Raw genomic sequence first — 23,945 nt, 5'->3', positions numbered from 1 at the left:
GGTGCTTCGTTCTATTCGTAATGGTATTCGCCAGAATTCCCACATGATTCAAGAGAGGAATTCTGGCGAATCCCACTACGCTCCTATGTTCAAAAACTCACTCGCCGTCGTGGGACGTGTTGCTACGCAGCAGGTAGTGCAATGTATTTTCACTGGCGTCAGCTCGGATGGCTTGGGCCAACGTGTTCAAATCCGCTTGGCGGTCTCGAGGTGGAGTGACAGTTGGTTCGGATGCTTTCGAGAGAGCCTCAAGCGAGCGAACGATTTCTTCGGTTGATAGTTTGACGAGCATGCTTCTCCCTAGAATGGGGGTGCAGGAGAGCTGTAGGCAATCGATTGGATGAATCCAGAAAGTGGAATATTCGTCTACAGCCTGAAAAGGATAACGAGTGAGCTGCGGGATTCCGTAGCCCTGCTGATTTTAGGACGCGTGTCCGGGAGCGGCGAACCGCAAAACACAAGCTTCCACGAATCTTCACTGCGGGCTTCCCTGTCGGGGAGTATCGAGACCACAAAATGGGGCTCAATGACGCTTTGACAGGAAGCAGGGGAAATGGAAACCAGACTGTGGCCTGACCAGACTCTTACGTCGCTGCTAAGTGTCTCGTTCGATTGGCTGGCTACGTTTAACCAAAGGAGGGCTTTTCACATTGTCCCGATTTTTGACTTGACCCTGATCCACCCATGATCGCAATCAAAGTGAGCCTCAGGCGCTAGCCGTGGGCCGACACCACAATCCGCCTCAGGCCCACGGCTAGCGCCTGAGGCTCACTGGGGCCACCAGCAGCGCCGGCAGTAGGGACATAGACTTGCCCAAACCCAAAAAGACACAACACCAAACTTTGAGCAGTCCACCCCAAGCCCAATGGAGAGTCGCCCAATGGAGAGTCGCCGATGAGAGTCCTGACCGAACCCCGTTGTTTTTATTATGTTCGCATCGGACGTCTTTTGCTCGTGGGTATCATGCTGCTTGTATCGAGCTGGAACTGCGAGTTCTCGCTGGGGCAGCAGGATGCTAATGCCGGACAGCCATCTCGGGGCAAATCCTTTCGCGACGCGATCGCGGAACTGGATTTGGACGCGGCACAGCGTCGAGACATCGGCAAGGCTTTGCTGGAGTTTGGGCGTGCAGCACGTGACGGTCGGCAGCCAGGGCGGCAGGGCGGTCCGTCCAGGGAAGCCGCTTTGGAGAAGCTTCGCAAGGAGGTGGAGTCGATTCTCGGCACGGAGCAGATGCGGATCTTGAACGAGAAGCTCGGAGGGCTTAGCGGAACGCCTGTGCCGGAGGGGGCGATTCACCGGGAATGGAGCATCGCGGGCGTCAAACGAGAGGCCCTGATCTTTCTGCCGAAATCCGCCCAACCGGGAGCCCAGGCAGAATCAGGGGCGAAAACCGGTGGCGGTGCCGGGCGTTTACCGATCGTGTTTGGATTTCATGGTCACGGCGGCTCGATGGCCCAGGCGGCCCGCTCGTTTCATCTGCATCAGGTTTGGCCGGAGGCGATCGTGGTTTATCCACACGGATTGCCCACGCCGGGGATCACCGATCCCCAGGGTGTGCGAGCCGGTTGGCAGAAAACGCAGGGAGACCAGGGCGATCGGGACCTGGCATTTTTTGACGCCATGTTGTCGACGGTGATCAAGCAGTACGGTGGCGATCCCGAGCAAGTTTTCTCGACGGGTCATTCCAACGGCGGGGCGATGAGCTATTTGCTATGGACGGCTCGTGGTGAAAAGCTACGAGCGATCGCGCCGTCGGCGGCGGGTAGTGGTGCGTTGCGAAAGGGCACGCCGCCACCGATTCCGGTTTTCCATATCGCCGGCCGCAAAGACCCCTTGGTTTTGTTCGCGGTCCAGCAGCTCACCATTGCACAAGTCGGCCGGATCAACGGTTGTGATTCGCAGTCACAGCCTTGGCAGGGAGTCGCCGAGGTCTACCGGTCGACTCGATCGGCACCACTCTATGTATGGCGGCATGACGGAACGCACAAGTATCCCGATCGGGCTCCGGAGCTGATCGTGGCTTTCTTTCGCGAGGTCAGCCGGGGCGAACCGTCGAGCGAGAAATAGCGTCCTGAAATCGAGCTTGTGTGAAACACGGAGAAGCGTGAAAATGCGTGAAACACGAAAAACGATGCAGATCAAGATTTAAATCCTGGACCCTCTCTGTGCGACACCCCTATCATTGACGTGCAGTCAGTCGAGCGAACACGAGCAAGCATTCCACGAGCCGGCAGCCCATACAACAGGGCGATGCATCAGGGTGATGGCAACAGATTTCCTAAGCGATCCGATGGTGCGGGCAGGGGCTGGATTACTTGTTATTAGCGTCGTGGCTGCGGCTGGATTTTTTCTCGTGGCAAGGTTGCGCGACTACACCACTCAGGACCGGGAAGAGCCCTCTGAGATGCTGGCAAACTTTGAAGAAATGCATCGACAGGGTGACATCACGCGAGAAGAATTCCGAACAATACAATCAGCAACCCAGCATCATGTTCGAGACCGCGTCTCGGACGTCGACTCGCCTCCCAAACACGGAGAGTCGACTGTTGAATGATCTTTTCATTGTCGGACGACATTGATTCTGGATGCGATAAACGTTTTCCGAAGTTAGCCCTCCCAATTTCCCAAAGGGCGTTACGGCTTCGGAAACTTGATAGAAACCGTTGATCCCTACCAGGGCTGAAGCATTCGGTACGGAAGACCGATTTGGTGGTACCTCCCGCTCTGAAGCCGATGCCGTGTCGCTCGTCGACAACGCATCGTCTTCACAGCAACCCATCACCGAGACTTGCTGCAGCTGTGGGCCGAACCGTGTGAAGCGTGACGGCGGGTGGACGATTTTTTTCGGCTGGGATGCGTGACGATCGAGTTGGAAATCTTTCATTCCCTCTCCTTCATCGCGTGGGCCGAATAGGAATCGTGCGACCGCCGGACACATACAGGAGTCGTTGTATGCCCTCGAAGGAAAATAGCAGTTCACGTCGAAGCACCTCGTCAACCAAGAAGAACGCTTTCTGTTCTTTTTGTCGCAAGAGCTATCGAGACGTCGGCCCCCTGGTTGAAGGACCTGGTGATGTCTACATCTGTGGCGAATGCATCGAGCTGTGCCAATCGATCTTGGACCAGGAGCAGCGTCGTCGTGGCCCGAGCAAGTCTTTGTTCAGCGACATTCCGTCGCCCCGAAAAATTGTCGAGCATCTCGACGAGTACGTGATCGGTCAATCGGCCGCGAAACGTGTTTTGGCCGTAGCGGTTCACAACCACTACAAGCGACTGACCAGTCAGTGGGATTCGGATTCAGACGTCGAGATTGAAAAGAGCAACATTCTGTTGGCCGGACCCACCGGCAGCGGAAAGACTTTGCTGGCTCGCTCTCTGGCTCGCATGTTGGACGTGCCCTTCGCCATCGGCGATGCGACCACGTTGACCGAAGCGGGTTATGTGGGCGAAGACGTGGAGAACTTGTTGCTCAAGCTGTTGCACGCAGCGGACTTTGACGTCGAAGCAGCCCAGCGTGGGATCTTGTACATCGACGAAGTCGACAAGATCGGCAAGACGGGCGGGAACGTTTCGATCACCCGCGACGTCTCCGGTGAAGGCGTGCAGCAGAGTTTGCTCAAGATGCTCGAAGGCACCGTTGCCAACGTTCCTCCTCAGGGCGGACGCAAGCATCCCGAGCAACAGTATATCCAAATGGATACCAGCAACATCCTGTTCATCGTCGGCGGAACGTTCGTCGGCATCGAAGACATCATTCGCGATCGCTTGGGGCAAAAGACCCTCGGCTTTGGCAGTGGTACCAGTCAGCTGAACGAACAGGAAACCGCTGATCTGCTGACGGAAGTGCAAGTCGAAGACATCCTGCAATTCGGGTTGATCCCCGAGTTGGTCGGTCGACTGCCGGTCGTCAGCTACCTCAAGCCCTTGGATGAAGATTCGTTGGTACGTGTTTTGAAAGAGCCAAAGAACGCTCTGACGAAGCAGTACCAGGCACTGTTCCAAATGGAAAAGTGTGAGCTGAACTTCACCGAAGGGGCTTTACGCCAAATTGCCGCCAAAGCCCTCGCAAAAGGCGTCGGTGCCCGAGGTTTGCGTGGCATTTTGGAGGAAGTGATGTTGGACATCATGTACGAGCTGCCCGAGCAAGAGGAAGGCAGCGTTTACACCATTGACGAGACCGTGGTCCAAGGTAAGCAGAAACTGTTCCAGATGCCCACCACGAAGAGCGCCTGATTGTCACCCGCAATCAGAGACAGTTTCTGCTGACGCTCCACGCCGGCAACACTTCCCAAAACGCCGATGGCTCGCCCCCGAGAGCCATCGGCGTTTTTTCGTTGCATATCCGGGCTAGCCCGGATGATTCATGCGGATGATTGAGCGATGGCATCGCTGGGAAATGCAGATTGTTTTTCACAACCCGACGCGTCAGCGAGGGATTTACCGAGTATCCCTCGCTGACGCGTCGGGTTGTGAATAATCCAGGCTAGTGCATCGTCCAGTCTTGATTTTGGGGTTAGCCGTTTTGGCGTTAGCCACGGTTGTGTCACGAAAACCATGGCTAACGCCAAAACGGTTCATCTACCGAACCCACGTTCTAAGACTGGACGATGCACTAGGACCCCACAAGTCGCTCGCTAGTCGTCTCGCCGCCGGACGAGTAGAATCGCTTCGGCGTGACACACATTTCCACCGCTGCCAATTTACTACTGTTATGAAACCCAATCCGCCAGCCGGCGATTCCGATGCGCCAACCGGCGGTGCTCCATCGAAATCCGCCCCCTCGCGCGAAGCAGATCCCTCGCGAAACATCCTGCTGGCCGTTGGCGGCGGCATTGCGGCGTTCAAGTCCGCCGCCTTGTGCAGCAAGCTGGTTCAACAAGGCCATCGTGTCCGCACCGCGATGACCAAATCGGCCACCGAGTTCCTGGGGCCGGCGACGCTCGCTGCCCTGTCCGGCCGACAAGTGGCGATGGGCGGTTTTGATCCCGCGTACCCGCTGGGACCGCATATCGAATTGGCAAAGGATCTCGACTTGATGGTGGTCGCTCCCACCACCGCGAATCTGTTGGCCAAGTTTGCCGGCGGGATTGCCGATGATTTGATCAGTACGCTCTACTTGCAAGTCAACTGTCCCGTTCTATTGGCACCGGCAATGAGCGATCCGATGTGGAACAAGCCGGCGGTTCAGCGAAACGTCCAAGTCTTGCAGGAAGATGGTTGCCATTTCGTCGGCCCCGAATCGGGGTGGCTCAGTTGCCGAGTTCTGGGAACCGGGCGGATGAGCGAGCCAGAGACCATCCTTGACGCAATCACAAAACTGTTCCAAACGAACTGCACACGGCACACACCTTTGACTGGATCCTCCTGATGTCTCTGTTGGTATTTGGCCACCGCAATCCCGACACCGATGCCATTTGCAGCGCGATCGCCTATGCGGATTTTCTGAGACGTACGACGCGGCCCGATGCGGTCGCTGCATGTTGCGGCGCCCCGAACGAACGCACCGAGTTCGCGTTGCAGAAAGCCGGCGTGTCGCCTCCGCGGATCATCATGGATGTTCGTCCGGTGATCGAAGACGTTTGTCAGCGTGACGTCACCGTGGCCAAGTCCGACGAAGTGTTCTTTGACGTGTACCGTCGAATGGACGAACGGGGGTTGCGCAGTATTCCGGTGGTGGATGATGATGGAGGCGTCATCGGTTTGGTCAATCTGTTGGACTTGTTGGAACTCGTGCTGCACAGCGGCGTCGATCCCACACAAGCCCGATTGGTGACGACGAACTTGAACAAGATCGTGTCGGTGCTCGGTGGCAGTTTTCAACACGCGGTCGAACCCGAGCGCGTGGATGATTTGATTCTCAGCGTGGGTGCGATGAGCGCTGGTGGATTTACCGAGCACATCAAGAGCTTCCCGGCCGACAAATTGGTCGTCGTCAGTGGCGATCGTCCGACCATTCAATTGCCCGCCTTGGAACTCGGCGTCCGTGCCCTCGTCGTCACCGGTGGATACGAGTTGTCCAGTGGCTTGGTCCAGCTCGCTCAAGCACGCGGGATCTCGGTGATCATGAGTCCGTTCGATACCGCAACGACCACGATGAGGATGAAGGCGGCACAATTGATTTCCGGTGTGGTGACGACGGATTTCATGTCGTTGCCGGCCAGGATGCCGGTCGCCGAAGCACGGCAGGCGATCTTTCGCTCCTCCCAAGCCGTCTTTCCGGTCATCGAAGACGGCGAGCTGATCGGCGTGCTGAGCAAGAGCGATTTGGTCAACCCGCCGCAACGCGAACTGGTACTCGTTGATCACAACGAAATTGGGCAGGCGGTCGCCGGAGCGGACGAAGCGGACATCGTCGAGGTCTTGGATCACCATCGCCTGGGCGGCTCCCTGCGGTCGTCGCGGCCCCTGCGATTGACGATGGAGCCCGTCGGTTCGACTTGCACGTTGGTCGCAAAAATGTTTCGACAAGCGGGCATCGCACCGGGTCCCGAAATCGCACTGTGCATGGCTTCGGGCATGATCAGTGATACACTCTATCTGCGATCGCCCACCACCACGGACACCGACCGAGACTTGTTGCAGTGGTTGCAAACGCATTGCAAGGTCCGCCTGGATGAATTTGCCAACGAATTCTTTGAAGTCGGCTCGGCGTTGCGAACACGTACTCCCGATCAGGTCGTCCGAGAGGACTGCAAAGAATTCGAAGAAGGCGGCCGGCGGTTCTCGATCTCACAAATCGAAGAAATCGGATTCGACCTGTTCTGGCAACGCAAGGACGAACTTTCCGACGCCTTGTGTCGATTGGCCCAAGAACATCGTTTGGAGTTCTCCTCTCTGTTGATCACCGACATCGCCAGCAACGGCAGTTTGTTGTTGATGAGCAGCGAGCCCAACGGCTGGGAGGACATCAACTATCCGGAATTGGAAGACCGGTTGTACAAGCTCAACGAGGTCGTCAGTCGCAAAAAACAGCTCCTGCCTCTGATCATCAGCCTGTTGGAATCAACCCCGGCATCGGCGTGAATAATCGATTCATTATCACTTGAATCGGTCCAGTAGCCTCTTTTCCTCACTGGTCAGATCGTCGTCCGACATGCTCGACTCGGGAGTGATCGCGTGGTTATAAAGCGTAATGCCCCCCCAAACCAGCAGCACAAGGACGAGCACCCCTACGATCGCCAGGGCAATCGGTTCTCCATCCATCACCATCTGAAAAAACCTAGCAAGGCCGCGTCCCGCGCCCCGACCGAAGAGATTTAGTGCCAGTACCATTCGCCGAGTCTCCGAATAGATTTTGGGGAGTAGGGTTATTAGGGGGCTTTCAACAAACCCCATCTTCTCGCGAACATAAGCCACTCAGTGAACCGCACATCAGCCGCAGGATGTTAAAATGCCGGTTTTAATCGCTTCCTCATTCAATTTTCATGACACGGAGCCTCGCGAAGCCGAACGATGAGTGACGACCACGCACGCTTGGATGGAATGCTGAGGCGAGTGCTGAGAGACTGCAGCAGGCTCTATCAGTCCAGCGCAAAATCGATGATCAAACGCTATCCGACGATGATCGAGGGCGGCGTGGACGGTTTCGCGGAACTGATGGATGACTTGCACCGTGGACTGTTGATCAAAGTCTACGTGACGATCGTTCGAGCCGATGAGCGTTGGACCGGACCCGAAAAACGGGTTGCCAGCACGATGATCGAACACCTCTGGGGAGAAAACCTGCATGGGACCGATCTGCGTGAAGCCGCGACGGGTTTGTTTCAACAATCCGATCAGCTTTCCTGGACCTCGTTGGTCGCGCCGTTTGTTCGCTATGAGCCGCTTGCCAACAACAAAGCCCACGTGGATACGATCGTCATGCGACTGGCCAACTTGGTTGCCAAGTGCGACGGGCAGATGATGCCCAACGAAGCGATCGCGTTGCAGAATCTGCAACGCGAGATCGACCTGGCGTTGCATCCGCCCAAGACGCCTTTGTTGACACCCAATTATGGCAGTCATGCCAACGCACAGCAGCAACAGTACGAGTCGGAGTTCGAGGATGACGACCAACCGCCGATGACCGAGGAAGAACGCCAGCGACGTCTCGATACCGCGATGGCGGAACTGGATGAGTTGGTCGGGCTGCAAAGCGTGAAAGATCGGGTCCGTAGCTACGCGAACTTTTTGCGATTGCAGCAAACGAGACGTGACAAAGGATTGGCGACGATGCCGATCAGTCTGCACATGACGTTCGTGGGAAATCCAGGCACCGGCAAGACGACGGTCGCACGCATCGTCGGCCAGATCCTCGGTGCGATGGGAACATTGGAAAACGGCCACGTGGTCGAGACCGACCGCAGCGGCCTGGTCGCCGAATACGCTGGTCAAACGGCGACGAAAACAAACAAGCTGTGCGACTCAGCGCTCGGCGGTGTTCTGTTCATCGACGAAGCTTACAGTTTGGTCGACGCGTCGGGCGACGATTCGTACGGTCGCGAAGCCGTGCAGACGTTGCTCAAGCGGATGGAGGATGATCGAGATTCCTTGGCGGTGATTTTGGCCGGATACTGCGACGAGATGGATCATTTGATTCGCAGCAATCCGGGGCTTTCTTCGCGGATCAACACGACCATTGATTTCGACGACTATCAGCCCTCCGACATGGGGCTGATTTTTGAAAAGATGTGCCAAGCCAATCAATACGATCTGCCGGCCGACGCGAGACATCGATTGTTGTTGGGACTGGATCGTCTGTACCACGAACGTGATCGGCATTTCGGCAACGGCCGTCTCGTCCGCAATGCCTTTGAGGACTCGGTGCGAAAGCTGGCCGATCGTGTCGCATCGGTCACGGTCCTGTCGGAAGACTTGCTGACCACGTTGACCGTCGATGACATTTCCGTCCCAGGCCTGAGTCCTCGGCAACTGGATCGTTTGGCCAAAGAAACACATCGGCTGGTGATTTGCTGTGGTGGGTGCCAACGCAAGATCCGTGTTCAGCCGGAGACGTTGGGCCGCCGTGTTCGCTGCACGCAGTGTTCCCACGTTCAACTGGCCGCCTGGGCCAACATCGATCGCCCCAGCGAAAAACAAAGCGACTCCGCCATCGTGTGAACAAGCATCCTGATCGTGGTGGTATTCGCCAGAATTCCCGTTTCTGTGCGCAATGAGGAATTCTGGCGAATCCCATTACGAATCGGTTGCCGTGTCGTGCCGGCAACTTGCGTAAAATGCAATGAGTTCGTTTCTTCATTGACCCACGTGGAATTTTTCCTTGTCCGACCGACGATATCTCACCGGCGAACCTGACATCAGCGATGCAGGTTGCTTTGCATCGTCTGGTGAAACGGAGTTGTTGGGCGTCATCAACTTGTTCGGGATGGATGGGCCGGACGGTCGTGATGGAGAGAGTTTTCACAGTCCATCGCCGATCCCCGGAGTGGATGGTCGCCGGGGAGGGGATGCCACACCAGCGGTCCCAGGAGAATCTGCGGGCTCGGCCCATGTGTTGCTGCAATATGCGAACAACGATCGCGAAAGCGGGCGATTTGTGTTTGCGACCGAGTTGTCCGCGCGTCGTCAACATCAAACGCTAAGCGACACGGCGAGCATCGGTGACCAAGGTTACTTGTTCATCGACGCGCATGGCGGCAAAGGAGGCAATGGGGGACGTGGTGGCGATGGCGGTCCCGGCAGCGTTGGCAAGCGAGGTCGCGACGCCACGCGATTTTCCAGTGGAACCAACGGCGGTGACGGGGGTCATGGGGGCAACGCGGGCGAACCGACCGATGGAGCAAATGGGGGCGACGGTGGCGATGTCGCATTAACGCTGTCAGCCCAGGATCTGGGCTTGCTGATGCTGGTCAAGGGCAACCTTACCGCTGGCGATGTGGGATTTGCCGGTGAGCCCGGACAAGGCGGACAAGGTGGTCCCGGTGGCCGCGGCGGCAGCAGCTACAGTTGGACTGAGACGGAGTCCTACACCGATTCACAGGGCAACCGACAGACACGCACGGTGTTTCATTCCAACCCCGGCGGTCGCGACGGACGTTCCGGCAGCGACGGGGCACCGTCGTTCTATCGCGCCAAAGACGGTTTCCCAGGCAACATCGGCACGCTGCGAATCATTGTGATCGGGGCCAATGGTCGACAAACCCAATACGATTCGCCCTACGATTTGGAGTTGGTCGGATTTGACGTCGCGAGCGAGTACTCCATCCTGGAACCGGACTCGCTCGTGTCAATCGACCGGATCGAGATACGCAATTGCGGCGGCATGCCAACGCCGCCCAACTACACCGTGCGCGTGCTGCTGGATTCCGACCGTTGGCTGTTGCGTGAAGGCGACGATCTGTTTTTGCAGCAATCGCTCGCGCCCGGCGAATCCTACATCTTTGAGAACGATGGACTTCGTTTGCGGTTGGCCGACTACGTGGTCGATGGGCCTCGTCGTCAGTGGTTCCGCTTGCACCACGACATCAATCCTCAAGCAAGGCTGGAAAGTGGCATCAACCGACCCTTTCGCCAGTTCCCCAACTCGCAAAGCGTGCTGGTGCAGTTCCCCGTCGTGATCGAGGCCATGACGTGCTTGAACTCGCTCGCCCCCGGCGAGACGACTCGCGTGATCTGGTCCGTCAAAAACGTCGGCGAAGAAACGTTTGACCAAAAGTACTTGTACCGCGCCGTGCAGTCACACCTGTCGCTGCTGGACGGTGACCTGGATCGATCTCACATCGTGTTTTTTGATACCAATCAAAAGGAACACGATCTGTTGCAATCCGACTTTCGGTTGCCCATCGGTGAACTGCGACCTGGACAGTCGCAGATCATCGAGACGCGGATCGGAGTCCGTGATCACGACGACATCATCGCCTATCAAGGATTCGAGTTCGGTGTCGACTTGGATCTGCAGCGTCCCAAGTCCAGTGCTGCCGCGGATCAGTATCGACGAGTGGATTGTCGCAGCGAAATGATTCGTGTCTCGGAACGGTACCAGCGACAAGTCGAATCGCGGTTTCTGTTGATCGCCAACGAAAAGACAACGACGAACGACATCGACAAGTGGACCCAATTGGCAGACTATTTCGGCAGCAGTCTGGACGTTTGGGACGTGTCGTACTATGGATTCCTCGACTTGATGCGCCGAGTTGCCAACGATCAATCGCTGCTGCAACAGTGGGCCGGGATGACGGTCATCATTCCCAACAACTACTACGAAACCCCTATCGGTCGAACGTTCGCGTTGCAGCAACTGGCAAAGACTCAGTTCTTGAAAGCCGCAGCGGACCACGACATCAATTTCTACATCGTCGGGGATTCTCGCAGCGGTGGAGAAGCCGCCTTGGCGGCTTCGTTGATCCCGGTCGGTGAGCACAACACGCCCAAGACGCAACAAACACGTCGTGAGTTTTTGCGAGCCGTCGACCGATGGAACGATTACGTCGCCCGCTCTCAAGAAGTCGTCGGCGGTGTCACCGGCAAAGCGCAAGAGATCGCCGATGTTTCCTTGGGCAGTGTCCACGAGTTTGACATCCAAGAACGCACGATGCTGTTTCAACCAAAGCACAAGTGGTTGGAACAGGAAGCGATCAAGCTGCAACGCAAATTGACCAAAGAAGACCCGCTGCACCGTTGGATCGTGGTCCATCGATACGACACCGGAGACACCGATACCAGTTGGGGATTCTTTCGTCGCCGTCAGGTCGGCACGTTGGAGGCACGTCGCACGCTGGATTCCAGCAAGGGTTCGGCCGTGTTGTTCGAAGTCGATGAGATTGATGCCATTGATGATGATTTCATCAACAGCCAGGCGAACAAACACGGCATTCTGTTGGCGTTGAGATTTCAAGACAAGGTCGATCGCTTCATCCGCTTGGTCAGCGAACGAACTTTCCCGCGATTTTCCGAAACCTACATCGACCGTCCGTTGACGGACGAGGAAGTCCAACAGATCGGCAGCGAGTTGGTCGAAACCATTTTGAACGATCTGTACAACGAGCAGAAAACGGCACGTGAGTGTCGCATCTGGGGGCGTTGGAACGTTAGGGCGCTGATGCCAAAACTGAACTACCTCGCCGAACGCTCACTGAACTACGGCGTGACGCATCAACAAATGCTGGACAATGAAGCCTGCATGAAGCTGTTGTTCGAATTGGTAGCCAACTTGCGCTACATGGCGCTCAAGTCCCGTACGGTGTGGGACTTGGGGGTGTTTCCCACCGCCTACTTCAAACGCAGTCGAGCGGTCAGTAATCACATGATCCAGCGGACGGATCGCATCATCACGAACTTGTTCGGCACCGAACCGTCGTGGTGGGACAAGATCACCGGATCTGGTGATGACTACGACCCGTTCGGAAACAGCCGAAAACGATCGCCCGATGGGATCGAACGCAAGGTCGCCGATGAGGAGATCGGGCGGCGGGAGAAGTTGTTGTGGTTGGACAAAGTGCCGGTCGAAAACTATGCCAGTGCGCAAAACCATCCGGGTCTGACCTATGACCCGGAATTGTTAAGCGAGTCACAGCGAGTCCTCAGCGGCAAGCAGTTTGATGCGTTGGTCGCTGCGGAGCGGCAAGCTCAACAGCAAAGAAATGAAACCGAACGTGCGATCCATCAAGAACGCAGCGACCTGCTGGTGCCGCTACGAACGGCAATCGCGGTCGAAGAAACACAAACAAGCACATCCGTGGCAACGCCCACCAATTGAACCCACCGCGTACGTCAGGCTTTCCAGCCTGACATTCAGCACGGAACAAAATCACGCGGTGCATTTCTCCCCTTCCAATGATTTCCAAAAGTCAAGCAAAATGCGTTTGGATTTGGGTGGGTTTTTCACGTAGTCGAGCCTCTCGGGGGCTCGGAATAAGTTCACCTGGGGCTCGCGCCCCAGGCTGTATGCTGTCGTCGCATCCGCGACTGAGGGGATTGCTGGGAACGTGAAGAACGAACCGGCGATGATCGCTGCGCTTTATCGCCGGCTACCGTCTGAGACCGCTTCACGGTCACATGCAGCAACAGTTCTTTTCACGTTCGGAGAGACGCGGCTACGTGTTCTCCGGCAATCCGCTACGCAGTGGCGAGGCGGAGGATTTGGCGGCGGATTCTTGGGGGCATGATGTAGCGTGGATTGCCTGCTTCGTCGGCACCGGCGTCGGTATCAACCTTGAGGAATTTCAGGTCAAAGCGGTTCTCCAGTTTGGCCATGATCGCTTTGAGGGATCGCATTTTGTTCTTGGGTAATTCCAACAAGGTGTCCAGTTCGGGCAGCGAGAGCGGCTGCTCGGCTTCCTTGGCGATCTTGACCAAGTGTTTCCACATCCCCCGTTGCTGCAAACGCTTCAGTTTCTGTGGCAACGAAAGCGACTGTACGCCGCCTGATTCTGTTTCGATCTCCGGACCACATTCGCGGCTTGTTCCGCCTCGGCCGCCGCGTCCCCGACGTCGTCCCTCGCCGCCTCCTGCCGCGTCGCGTTCGACTCGCCGCCGCAGAATCTGCATCGCCCGCTTGCAATCGATCGGGTCTTCTAAATCTACCATCAAATGTGGCATGGGTGCTCCATCGTGTGGGTGTCTGGTTTACGCAAAGCTTACGCAGTGCGTGGGTCTTGCGTAACTATTCACGCGGCGTGGGCGGCGGGCAAGGGGCAAAAGCGGAGAAAAGTTGCTAGTGTATCGTCCAGTCTTGAATCGATATTCCGTTTTTCCCGTGCCCATGATTGACCACTGTCACGTCCAACTGCGTTTGACCCGCAGCCGAAGACGTAGGGGGGCAGCGGCGATTGATCCTGCGGTGCTAGCGGCTCAGTCGCCTGTGGCTAGTCGGGATTATTCACGCGACTCACTACGGTCATCGCAACACGTTTGCGTGAAACGGCTTGCGTGGATTGGCACGAAAACAGTCTGCGCACATCAGCCGCCACGCGATAGCGGCTGATGAATAATCCGGGCTAGTACTGGGCTGTTCAAAATTGGCGTTGTGTCACTGTGGGTTTGCGCACGAAGCTGGTGGACTCCAGTGAGCCTCAGGCGCTAGCCGTGGGCCTGAGGCGGATTGTGGTGCCGGCCCACGGCTAGCGCCTGAGGCTCACTTTAATTTAGACAGGTAGAACAAAAACATTGACAAAAATAGCAGTGTCAACACTAATCTTTGAGCAGTCCAGTCCGGACGCATACATTGCCGATATCAGTCGTGATCAATCGCGAATAACTGATTGCGTGTGGCGATGAAGAGCTTGTCGTTGGCGACAAGGGGAGTGGAGTAAACGGTGTTACCGACATTTTCCTCTGACACCGGGTCGCCATCATTCTTGCCTGGATTGGCGGAGTGACGAAATACAGTCACATCCCCGTCTCCATCGACGATGTACACGTGATCTCCCACGATCAGCGGCGAGGAATAGCAGGCGGCAAAGAGGTCATAACTCCAGTGGTGTTTACCCGATTTCGCGTCGAGGCAATGAAAGATGCCGGAGAAATCAGCGACATACAGCACGTCGTCTTTGATCACGACATTCGATAGAGAGCGGTGCATGGTCTCTTGGAATTCGGCGTTGCCTGCGTTCTTTCCATTGGCGTGGGCGAAGAACCAAACGGCGGCGGAGTTGGGATTGACGCCGCCACCGGGAAGCTGGGAGCTGACATCGCCGCGGCGGTTCGGATTGATGCACCAGAGCAGCCCTTGGCCTTCGCCGTGCTCAGGATTTTGGCCGACCGCGACGTAAACCAGCCCGTTATGGATGACAGGTGTGGCAAGGATATTGTTTCGAGTGCCTCGTCCGTCCAGTTCCCACTTGGTTTCCTTGGGGTTGCAATCAAATTTCCACAGCAGGTTTCCATTGTCCGCTTGGAAACCATACAGCCAGCCGTCGCCGCCGGGGAAAATGACTTGCGGTTGATCGCCGATGTAGGCCGCGGCGGGCGATGCCCATTGGCCGCTGAGGATCTGGTCGAAGGGTAGCGAACTTTCCCAAACCAGCTTGCCCGTTGATTTCTCGACGGCCAAGAACGACGGGGCGCGAGGCGAGGGAATTTCGATTTGAGACTCATCCATGCCGTTGGAAGTGCAAACAAATAGCAGTTCGCCAAGCGAGGTGACGTTGCAATGGGACTTGTTGTGCGGAAAGACACCCAGCGAATCGATCATGTCCAATGACCAGACTTCTTTCCCGGTGTTTGCATCCAAAGACACCAGTTCACCGCGATTGTTGACAAACCATACGCGGTCTTGCTCCACCAGTGGCGTTGACGTGATGCCGATGTTCGGCCAGTCATTGGCCCGTCCGGTTGGCAGCTTGTCGGCTTGGTAAGTCCACAGCAGGCGTCCGTCTTGTTCCGAATAGCAGGCCAGCAGCCCCTTGTCGCCACCTGCGACCAGTTCCGTTCCATTATCGGTGCCGATGAATACTCGTCCGCCGGCAACCACCGGAGATGCATAGGTGTTCTTCCCGAGGGCTGAGTACCAAATCACGTTGGTTTTGTCGCTTGTAGACCACTTTAAGAACGTTGCCTTGGACGGTGACACACTGTTTCTCAGCGAACTACCACCCCACTGCGACCAATCCTGGCCGCCGCTGGCGAGATCCGTGCGTGTTGGTTTCGGTTCCGGTTGCATCTCAGGGACGACCGGTTTCTGGATTGGAGGAATCACGGGTTGATTGCCATTGATCGCGACACGACCGATCGACCAGGGAGCGTAGTCACCGACCAGTTGAGGCAGTTGCCCAGAGGGATTGATCTTGGTTCGAACAAAAGCGTTGGTCTTGATGCGAACGTATTGAACCAAGCCACCGATGTCCGCGTTCTTATCGGGATAGAAGTCTGAGGATGCTTTTCCGCTCAGGTATTCCAGGACGTAGTAGGTGAAGACACTGTGGGAGAGGTCTTCGTGCTCCCAGCTCTTTTCTCGATCGCTGCAACTGAACAAAACGCTCATGCCTTTGGGGAGGGTCCGCGGGTGTTCGTGAACGTCACCCAACAGGATTCGACGCGGGGCTTTGTCGCCGGCTTTGGAGGTGACTTCGTTGCGACAAGCGTCGATCAGGACCAGCTTGCGTTGAGCGGGGCAGCGGTAGGCGCGGGCAACGATCTCTTTCAAGATCGGTAACAGCGTGGCTTTGTCGTCCAGCGTTCCGTCTTCGGGGACAAAATAGGTTTCGCGACCACCGGTTTTCAGGGCGGGCTCATCTTTGAACTGCACGCCGTGCCCGGTGAAGGCCACGATCAAGGTGTCTTCGGCTTGCAAGCCTTTGAGAACGCCGTCGAAGGCAGCGATGATCTTGTCCGGCGACGTCGGTTTGAGTGCCGGATTCTGCTCTCGGCTGGTCATGCGGACGACGTCATAGCCCAAGCCTTTGAGCTGCTCCGCCAACCCGATCGCGTCGTCTTCCGCATAGTCCAGATTGCGGAAATAGTCCGGTCGATAATTCTCCACTCCGACGATGAACGCGATGCGCTGCGCGGCTGAAGCGAGTGGCGAGTGCCAAACGGTCAGCACGAGACAGACCAGAATCCATTTCGAGAATTGTGAAGGTACGGTCATGGGTTCATTCCGCGGATGTATCGATCGGTGGCGTTCTCCAGAGTCTAAACGAATTGACCCAGCGATGCTCTTCCCGCTTGTTTCCGAGGCGGAGACGTTCGCGGCCGTCACGAAGCCGAGCCACTCCGAGGCTCGGGATTTCGCGTCTCGGAGAGACGCGACTACGTGGACAAAAGACCATACCTAGTGCATCGTCCAGTCTTAGAACGTGGGTTCGGTAGATGAGCCGTTTTGGCGTTAGCCACGGTTTTCATGACACAACCGTGGCTAACGCCAAAACGGCTAACCCCAAAATCAAGACTGGACGATGCACTAGACTCGGGAACCGGACGCTATCGCGTGGCGGCTCGTCAATAATCCGGCCTAGCGAATCACCGGCAGGGGACGTGTGGCGGTTCGGGTCAGGGGGACTTCGTAGCGGCTGAAATCGGCGAACACGGGCATGTGGTCGCTGATCAACAGGGCTTGTTCCTCCGTGAGCTGCAAGTCCTTTTGCAGATCCAAGATCCCGTAGGCCTGAGTGAATTCGCGGGTCACATCGTAGTCGATCAAAATGTGATCGTATGTTTCGGTGCGACGGGTGTTGGTGGGCAGGTCGCCGGCGATCGAATGCACGTTGGGGATGGTCGCCAGTTCGCCCAGATTCTTGGAGTTCACATTGAGATCGCCCAACAAAATGATGTCGTCTTCACCGGCGACCTGAGATTCGTAGTCGCGGACGCGGACGAAGACGTCGTCCAGCACATTGATCTCGCCGTCGGGCGAGGACGGATTGACCAAATCCGGTTTCGTGTGCGCGTTGATTGCGGTGAAACGAAACGGTCGCCGCATGTCGCCGGGTGGCAAGCGAGCTTCGAACGACGCGACCATCGGTTCGCGGGTGATTCGATTGGTGCTATCAAACACCACGTAGGCGCTGTCGGGGATCATGCGTACCCGGGACTCATCCCACAGAAACGCATAGCATTCCTTGTAGCCGTCGGTCCCGATGGGATCGCTCAGCGTGGCCGCGTACTGACCGCCCGATGCGTTGATCAAATCGACGAGGCGACGAATCGGGGTCCCCTCGCCATCGCTGCTGCGAACTTCTTGGATGGCAATCACGTCAAATCGATAGACGATTTGAGCGATCTGCTGCATGACCTCTTGAGACGACGATTTTGATTCGCCAAAGGTTTTGATGTTGAAAGTCGCCACGCGGATCGATTCGGGGGGGCGTTCGCTGCGATTACCAAGGGAAATCGGCTCCAGGCGTACGACATCGTCGCTGCCACGAAAGGTGTCCAGGATCGAAAAATCCCACTTGCCCGTCACGGCCATGTAGGCGACCGCGATCACAGCAGCAGACGTCGCGCCGGGGCCCAACCAGCGTAAAAACGGCAGTTTTCCGAGAGTGGAATCGTTTTGCTTGCGACGACGTCGCTTGGAAAAAATGCCCACGTCGGCCTCCCTGCCGATCCTGTCACATCACCCGGTGGACGTACCGGATGGTCTGTTCTCAAATGAAATCCCCGTGAATCTCGTGGCGCATCCGTTGATTTGACGGTCGAATGTCGGTGCACACGCAACGTGCAAGTACGCAAAATGGGCGTGTTTGGGCAAGTGCAAAAGCGGTCAGATGAGCGTCAGGCGGATTGAGAATTCTGAGAAGTGGCTAAACTATCGGGGCAACGTCGAATTGGCTGGCAAAATCATCGAATCCAAATCGTCACCGAAATTTATCTCCCCTATCAATGTGAACCCGCAAGGTCCTCATGAATCTCTCGGATCTCTTTCAGTCCGGCAAGAACGTCATCTCGTTCGAGCTGTTTCCGCCCAAGACGGACGAAGGCATGGAGCGGTTGCTGGAAAACGTCCAGCGTTTGAACCAGTTTCAGCCCTCTTTCTACACCTGCACCTACGGCGCGGGCGGCTCGACACAAGGCAAAACGTTGGAGGTCGTGGCCAAGGTGCGTGAGTTGACCGGGCTGCCCGTCGCGTCTCACCTGACTTGTGTCGGCCTGACCACAGAGCAGTTGCAGCAATACCTCGCCGAAGCAAAGGCAAAGGGCGCCGACATGATCGTTGCCCTGCGTGGCGACCCACCCAAGGGTTCCGATACCTTTCAAGCCGTCGAGGGTGGTTTGCGTTACGCCAACGAGTTGGTCGAGCTGATCCAAAGTGCGTTCCCGCAACAGTTCGGGATCTTGGTCGCCGGGTATCCGGAGGTTCACCAGGAAGCGGTGGATGCTCAGACGGATTTGGACAATCTGAAACGCAAGGTCGACGCGGGCGCCGATGTGGTGGTGACGCAGTTGTTCTACGACAACGCGGACTTCTATCGCTTTCGTGATCACTGCGTCGCGGCCGGGATCAGCATTCCAATCGTTCCCGGAATTCTTCCGGTGACGAATTTCAAACAAGCCCAACGCATCGCATCGATGTGCAAGGCTCGGATTCCTGACACGATGGCCCAGGCGATGGAACAGAGCGACGACGAACAGTACCAGTTCCAAATCGGTGTCGACCACGCACGTGCTCAAACGGTCGACTTGTTGGAAAACGGAGTTCCCGGCATTCACTACTACGTGTTGAACAAAAGTGATGCGGCAGAAAAACTGTTGGACGGAATGTCACTCGGGATCGAGTCCTGAGTCGTCGAGTCTTGACGATCGAGTGGCAGATAGGTGGCACGGCAGTGACAATGAGTTGTGTCACCGTTGGGAAACGCAGATTGTTTTTCACAACCCGACGCGTAAGCGAGGGATTTTCCGAGTATCCCTCGCTTACGCCTCGGATGATGAATCATCCGGGCTAACGTGACGGGGCCTCAACCGTCGCTGGTCACAAACCAGCCTTCCGGCGGATCGGGCAAATCAAACGCGGCGTGATAGTCGCGTTGTCGTTGTTCGATCCAGACAAGCGTTTGTTGATGCAGCCGTGTCGGCTGACGGCGAATCGCTTGTCGGGCAAGTCGTTTTGCGGTGCTAAAGTCTTGTTCGGCGGCCGCAGCAAGGGCCAGATTGTGCAACGCCGCGACGGCAAGCGGTTGGCTATCGGCGACCTCTTGCCAAATCGCTTTGGCTTCCGGCCACCGGCCTGCCAAGGCCAACGCATTTCCACGGCGTGTCGATTTGCTGCCGGGCATCAAGTAGGGAATCTCCAATTGCACGCGGTGGCGTTGGACCGAAGGCGTGATGAGCCGATACGTGTCACGGACCAACGCGGTGCGTAGTGCCGTCTCTGTGTCGCTGGCATAGGCCAAGTCGGGGTATCGCTGGATGGCAGACTCCAGGTCCACGCGGACGGGACGACCGCGGACACCGTGATTGGGTTGCGACTCCTGGCCCGCAGTGGCAGAGTCGTCATCCTGATTGAGAGACATCAACCGCCAAGAAATCGTCAGTTGAGGATCTTGTTCTTTGATCGACGGGGCTCGTAGGTCGGGAAGCAACTCGCCGCTGAGCAGGTAGTCGATGTCCTGGCGTCTGGCCAGCGATGCCAGCGTCAGATCACTTTGCAAATGTTCTTGTTGCGTGATTTGCTCATAGGCAACTTGCTGGATGACATTGCCGGATGCCCGGCTATTTTCCGCACCCATCTCCAGCAGCTCGTCGCTTGAAATCAACTCCGTCGTCCGACCGGAGTCCTTGGGGGCGTGAGCGAGCAACTGCTCGTGGATGGACTGGCTGACATCAGGACTGGGTTTGGATGCGGGGTCGATAGCACTGGCGAGAACGACAGGCGATTGGCTGTCGTGGGTTGAACGGCTCGATGGAGCCGTACCGCCGATTTCGGGGACGACGACACGTTTGCCGACGGTCGATTCCAACGCGGGCGGTTGCCAGACGTGAATCGGTACCCCCATTCGGCATCCTGATAAAGCGATCGTGACGCAGCAAAGACAACCAACAGCAAGGCAGTGAATTTGCGAGCGATTGTCCGTGGCGGGGTTCATCGGCGGCGGTGAGAATCGATACAGGAGGCGCGGCGGAAAGCATCAGACTGTTCGATAGCCTTAATCGATCACCAAAGTCAACGTTGTTTTTGCTGGCAAAGCATTTCCTTTCCAGCATCCGACTTCTCGACCACTGGCTGTCGAGAGTCGATCAAAGACCATTGCGTGCGTTGCGGGTAAACTCGTCTCTCAGTTTGCCGCCTTCCAAGACGCATTTTCCCTCAAGAACGTTCTTTCGGAACGTGAGCACGAAGACGTGGTTGCCTTTATCTGCCATGCCTGGGGACTGCACAAACCAGCGATCTGTCTTGGGGGATCTCTGGGGAACTCCGAGTCCGCCTTCACCGATGTACACGACTCCCGTTTCGTCAGGTTTGCCGTCACGAATGGGAAGCGTGCGTTTGATGACGTGCCCGTCGGCTTCGCAAACCAGGTCCACGTTGAACCTTTCGAATAGTGGGACCCAACTCTTTAGAGCTGTGTGAGGAGTTTTGACTGCAGGATAGACAGGGCGATGGTACTGAACCAACAGCCAACGATGACTTTTTCGTGTTTGCGACAATTCGTTGGCGAGCCATTTCGCTTGGTCGCCCGCCGTGCTGGTTTCGGAATTCAAGGTGATGAACTTGACTTGCGAACCGATGCTAAGGCTGTAGTAGTTCAGGTCGTCTTCTGGAAAGCCAAAGACTTCGTTGAAAGGTTTGCCTTTGTCATGGTTTCCACGTGCCGGAATGATCGGCAACAACCGCCCATCAGGAGTTGCGGTCAGTTCGTGATCGGACAACCATGTGGACCAGAGATCCATTCGATTGCCCGAAACGATGTAATCTCCACCGTGAGCCAACGCTAAGATGTCATCTGAAAGTATTTCGTTGTCGTGTGATTGGGCGACCATTTCTGAAATCATGATGTTGACGCGTCGCCGAGCATCTTGATCCGAGCGTGAATCTCCACCGTGCAGAATACTGAATTCGCGGTCCGTCGCTGGCGCGGTCACGAAATAGAAAATCGGTGACTCATTGGTGTCGCTGACCATCTGGATTTCGTATGCGGTCGCGGGTTTCAGATCGGTCAATCTCGCATGGTGGTAATAAAGTTCGAAGTCTCCTCCGGTGTAGCGTCCCGATTCAGCCAGTTGCACCGAAAATTCGTCGTCGCCTTCCTTCTCGCGAAAACGAAGTGTGTGGGAGTCGCCTTGCGCCGCTGTGCTCCACGAGACCGTTGCCTTTGTGGACGGCTCTTCTGTCCAGGTAACACGCCATTGAGCAGGCTTCGTGCCATCCAATCGTGCATCGGCTTTTGCAGCACAAGCCCACAGCAATAGCATGCCCAACGCAAAAGTCGCTGAGGGAATCCTTGGGGTCTGAAGCGATCTCATGGGGCGCCTTGAGAGAGGGGGTCTGTGGTTTCAGGTTGACAGGTGGACGCTTGATACGTTTCGTCGCATTTTCGGAGCGTCACCCAGTAGATGAAGATGGCAGCCGGTACGCCTCCATTGGCTGCGCGGATCAGGGTTTCCGGCCAAGCGTCGAGACCCAACGCTGTCATTCTGCTGGTTGCCGTCACGAGTCCCCAGCAAGCCATGTAGAACGCTGCGAATCGTGAACGCACTGACAGCAGCAAAAAGGCTACCAGGATGTCGAGGGCACCAATGGCAACGAGAATTCGTTCGGTGGTTTTCTGGCCCCAACCCAAATTCGTCCACTGCAGGTCTGAGAGCAGGATCAAGTCGGTGAATTGACCGTAGCACTCGATCGCTTTGTAGCCATGTGCGGCGAAGGTTGCCGAGGCGGAGAGCACTAGAAGCCATATCGATGCCGGGTCGCCCCACAGCCGCGAAGCCTTCCAATGATCTGTCGTTGGACTTGATCGAAGCGTTCCCTCAAGACCAACGAGCAACGCCACAGGAGCCGTGTATCTGACAGCATGTTCGGCGAGTGTTAGTTCCGCGTACACGTCTGCTCGCATCATGTGCGTCATCGCAGTCACTAGCATCCAGATTGCAATCCACAGTGAGGCAACCTGAGTCAGACGTAGGAGCGGTGTGCGTCTGGTTAGGTCAGGACGCCGCCATCGCAGGATTTCAGTGATGCAAAGGCAGCATCCCATGGTCAACGTCAAGACGGAACCAGCGTTGTCGATTGTCTGGGCAACCGATTCGGGCCAGTCATGATCAAAATAGAGCCATCCATAGACATCGCTTTCGATTTCATGGCTCGTAAACAGATAACGCCCACCGACCCCAATGCATTGAACGAAAATGATGAAGCAAAGACATCCGCGCATTCGTCGAAACGCGGATGTCTCTCTCGTTTGTGAAGGATCCTGCTTGCTCATTTGGCCGCATTTTAGCTGGTGGATCGCCTACGTGCGACTGTTCATTCTCACTCGGCCAAAGGGGCCGGGGGAGCGGTCTCGGCGAAGAAGGAATCGGTGGCCAATGCCCCGGTGTCAACCGACGTGGTTTCGAATGTGGTGGGCTGGATCGCAATCGGCTCGGGTTCGATGGCGATTCCACGCAGCTGCACTGGGATGGATTTATAGATGCTGCCGTCGGCGCGGACGATGTCCAACGTGGCATGTGTTTCACGACGAAGTTTCATCGAGGGGACTTCGAACGCGATGCTATCGTTGCTCCAGTTCACGACGTTGCAGTCAAGTTCCAGCCCTGACACGTCGATGGTGACGCGACCAGATTCGAAACCGAAACCGCCTCCGCCGAGTTGGTAACCGACACCTGCGTCGATCGTAGGCGGTGCTTGCCTGGCCGGCTGGGGAGCTTGCCAGCGTGGTGCGTGTTGTGCCTCGTAGCGAGGACGGTAGTTGGGCTGATAGTTGGGCTGATAACTCGGTGCAGCGGCTTGGTACTTGCCAGCCGGAGCCGCGCCGTCACACGCATGGGAAACAGAAGCGGCTGTCAGGGGGGCGAACAGGGTCAGGGCAAGCAGTGCGAAATGGCGGCGTTTCATGGCGATTTTTTCCTGGCAAAGTGGACGCGGGTGTGTCAGCGATGCCAGGAAAACGCAGGAGTCTCGAGATGCTTCCCGAAAAGAAAAAGATTTCTGTTTGACCCGCAGCCGAAGGCGCAGGAGACACCACCAAACGGCGGTCGTTGCCTTTGGGTTGACCGGATTCGCCTTCGGAGATTGCTGACTTAGTGAGCCGCAAGGCACTAGCCCGGAATATTCATCAGCCGGCACGCGATAGCGTCCGGTTCCCGAGCATAGGCGTGAGAACCGGACGCTATCGCGTGGCGGCTGATCTGCGCAGACTGTTTTTCTGCCAATCCGCGCAAGCCGTTTTACGCAAACGTGTTGCGATGACCGTATTGAGTCGCGTGAATAATCCGGGCTAGCCGCGGGCCTCATGGTGTTGACGAAACCCTTCCAGGCCCGTGGCTAGCGCCATCGGCTCACGGTGACAATACAACACGACAAAGTCAGCGGTCTCCTTCAGCTACAGGTCAAACGAAGGAGCTGA

17 protein-coding genes are annotated in these 23,945 nt (G+C 56.6%); 8 read left to right on the top strand and 9 right to left on the bottom strand.

The window, feature by feature from the left end; all coding sequences use genetic code 11:
- Positions 1-97: 97 nt before the first annotated feature.
- Positions 98-292 carry a hypothetical protein gene (locus Pla52nx_RS01020; RefSeq protein WP_146517704.1) on the bottom strand — a complete coding sequence of 65 codons (195 nt, stop codon included), beginning with the start codon at positions 290-292 and terminating at the stop codon, positions 98-100.
- Positions 293-894: 602 nt separating this feature from the next.
- Here Pla52nx_RS01020 and Pla52nx_RS01015 point away from each other — a divergent pair.
- The 5 genes from Pla52nx_RS01015 (at position 895) to Pla52nx_RS00995 (ending at position 7,026) form a co-directional block, all read left to right on the top strand.
- A complete protein-coding gene (locus tag Pla52nx_RS01015) occupies positions 895-2,070 on the top strand; it encodes an alpha/beta hydrolase family esterase (RefSeq protein ID WP_146517703.1) in 1,176 nt (391 codons plus the stop codon).
- A gap of 286 nt (positions 2,071-2,356) precedes the next feature.
- Positions 2,357-2,557 (top strand): hypothetical protein, encoded by a 201-nt coding sequence (locus tag Pla52nx_RS01010; RefSeq protein ID WP_146517702.1) that lies wholly within the window; start codon positions 2,357-2,359, stop codon positions 2,555-2,557.
- A gap of 398 nt (positions 2,558-2,955) precedes the next feature.
- Entirely contained in the window at positions 2,956-4,236 is a 1,281-nt protein-coding gene (clpX, locus tag Pla52nx_RS01005; RefSeq protein WP_146517701.1) for an ATP-dependent Clp protease ATP-binding subunit ClpX, read from the top strand.
- A gap of 478 nt (positions 4,237-4,714) precedes the next feature.
- Positions 4,715-5,371: a flavoprotein gene (locus Pla52nx_RS01000; protein ID WP_146517700.1), complete on the top strand. Its 657-nt coding sequence runs from the start codon at positions 4,715-4,717 to the stop codon at positions 5,369-5,371.
- Positions 5,371-7,026, top strand: coding sequence for a putative manganese-dependent inorganic diphosphatase (locus Pla52nx_RS00995; RefSeq protein ID WP_146517699.1), 1,656 nt, complete (start codon positions 5,371-5,373; stop codon positions 7,024-7,026). Before Pla52nx_RS01000 ends, Pla52nx_RS00995 begins: the two co-directional genes overlap by 1 nt.
- Positions 7,027-7,041: 15 nt before the next feature.
- Here the strand turns inward: Pla52nx_RS00995 and Pla52nx_RS00990 are convergent, their stop codons facing one another.
- Positions 7,042-7,275 (bottom strand): hypothetical protein, encoded by a 234-nt coding sequence (locus tag Pla52nx_RS00990; protein WP_146517698.1) that lies wholly within the window; start codon positions 7,273-7,275, stop codon positions 7,042-7,044.
- A 180-nt stretch (positions 7,276-7,455) separates the two neighbouring features.
- On the opposite strand from Pla52nx_RS00990, the gene Pla52nx_RS00985 reads away from it, so the two are divergent.
- Positions 7,456-9,102, top strand: coding sequence for an AAA family ATPase (locus tag Pla52nx_RS00985; protein ID WP_146517697.1), 1,647 nt, complete (start codon positions 7,456-7,458; stop codon positions 9,100-9,102).
- Positions 9,103-9,262: 160 nt separating this feature from the next.
- Positions 9,263-12,697 carry a hypothetical protein gene (locus Pla52nx_RS00980; protein WP_146517696.1) on the top strand — a complete coding sequence of 1,145 codons (3,435 nt, stop codon included), beginning with the start codon at positions 9,263-9,265 and terminating at the stop codon, positions 12,695-12,697.
- Positions 12,698-13,056: 359 nt separating this feature from the next.
- On the opposite strand, the gene Pla52nx_RS00975 is transcribed toward Pla52nx_RS00980, so the two are convergent.
- From Pla52nx_RS00975 to Pla52nx_RS00965, 3 genes are all read right to left on the bottom strand, one after another.
- The gene (locus Pla52nx_RS00975; RefSeq protein WP_146517695.1) at positions 13,057-13,539 is read right to left on the bottom strand and encodes a hypothetical protein; all 483 of its coding nucleotides are present in this window, start codon (positions 13,537-13,539) and stop codon (positions 13,057-13,059) included.
- A 634-nt stretch (positions 13,540-14,173) separates the two neighbouring features.
- The gene (locus Pla52nx_RS00970) at positions 14,174-16,528 is read right to left on the bottom strand and encodes a PQQ-binding-like beta-propeller repeat protein (protein WP_146517694.1); all 2,355 of its coding nucleotides are present in this window, start codon (positions 16,526-16,528) and stop codon (positions 14,174-14,176) included.
- Between the two features lie 363 nt (positions 16,529-16,891).
- Positions 16,892-17,968 (bottom strand): endonuclease/exonuclease/phosphatase family protein, encoded by a 1,077-nt coding sequence (locus Pla52nx_RS00965; protein ID WP_231741551.1) that lies wholly within the window; start codon positions 17,966-17,968, stop codon positions 16,892-16,894.
- A 314-nt stretch (positions 17,969-18,282) separates the two neighbouring features.
- On the opposite strand from Pla52nx_RS00965, the gene metF reads away from it, so the two are divergent.
- Positions 18,283-19,161, top strand: a complete 879-nt coding sequence (metF, locus tag Pla52nx_RS00960; protein WP_146517693.1) for a methylenetetrahydrofolate reductase [NAD(P)H] — start codon at positions 18,283-18,285, stop codon at positions 19,159-19,161.
- Between the two features lie 176 nt (positions 19,162-19,337).
- Here the strand turns inward: metF and Pla52nx_RS00955 are convergent, their stop codons facing one another.
- The 4 genes from Pla52nx_RS00955 to Pla52nx_RS00940 form a co-directional block, all read right to left on the bottom strand.
- Positions 19,338-20,375 carry a hypothetical protein gene (locus Pla52nx_RS00955; protein ID WP_146517692.1) on the bottom strand — a complete coding sequence of 346 codons (1,038 nt, stop codon included), beginning with the start codon at positions 20,373-20,375 and terminating at the stop codon, positions 19,338-19,340.
- 241 nt (positions 20,376-20,616) lie between these two features.
- Positions 20,617-21,843: a purple acid phosphatase family protein gene (locus Pla52nx_RS00950; protein ID WP_146517691.1), complete on the bottom strand. Its 1,227-nt coding sequence runs from the start codon at positions 21,841-21,843 to the stop codon at positions 20,617-20,619.
- The gene (locus Pla52nx_RS00945) at positions 21,840-22,802 is read right to left on the bottom strand and encodes a hypothetical protein (RefSeq protein WP_197454146.1); all 963 of its coding nucleotides are present in this window, start codon (positions 22,800-22,802) and stop codon (positions 21,840-21,842) included. The genes Pla52nx_RS00950 and Pla52nx_RS00945 overlap by 4 nt, the downstream gene beginning before the upstream one ends.
- Positions 22,803-22,849: 47 nt before the next feature.
- Positions 22,850-23,434: a hypothetical protein gene (locus Pla52nx_RS00940; protein WP_146517690.1), complete on the bottom strand. Its 585-nt coding sequence runs from the start codon at positions 23,432-23,434 to the stop codon at positions 22,850-22,852.
- Between the last annotated feature and the right edge of the window lie 511 nt (positions 23,435-23,945).

Origin of the sequence: Stieleria varia, from assembly GCF_038443385.1 — a bacterium.
In the GTDB taxonomy this organism is placed as follows: Bacteria; Planctomycetota; Planctomycetia; order Pirellulales; family Pirellulaceae; genus Stieleria; species Stieleria varia.
This window is presented reverse-complemented; position numbering and strand designations above follow the sequence as displayed.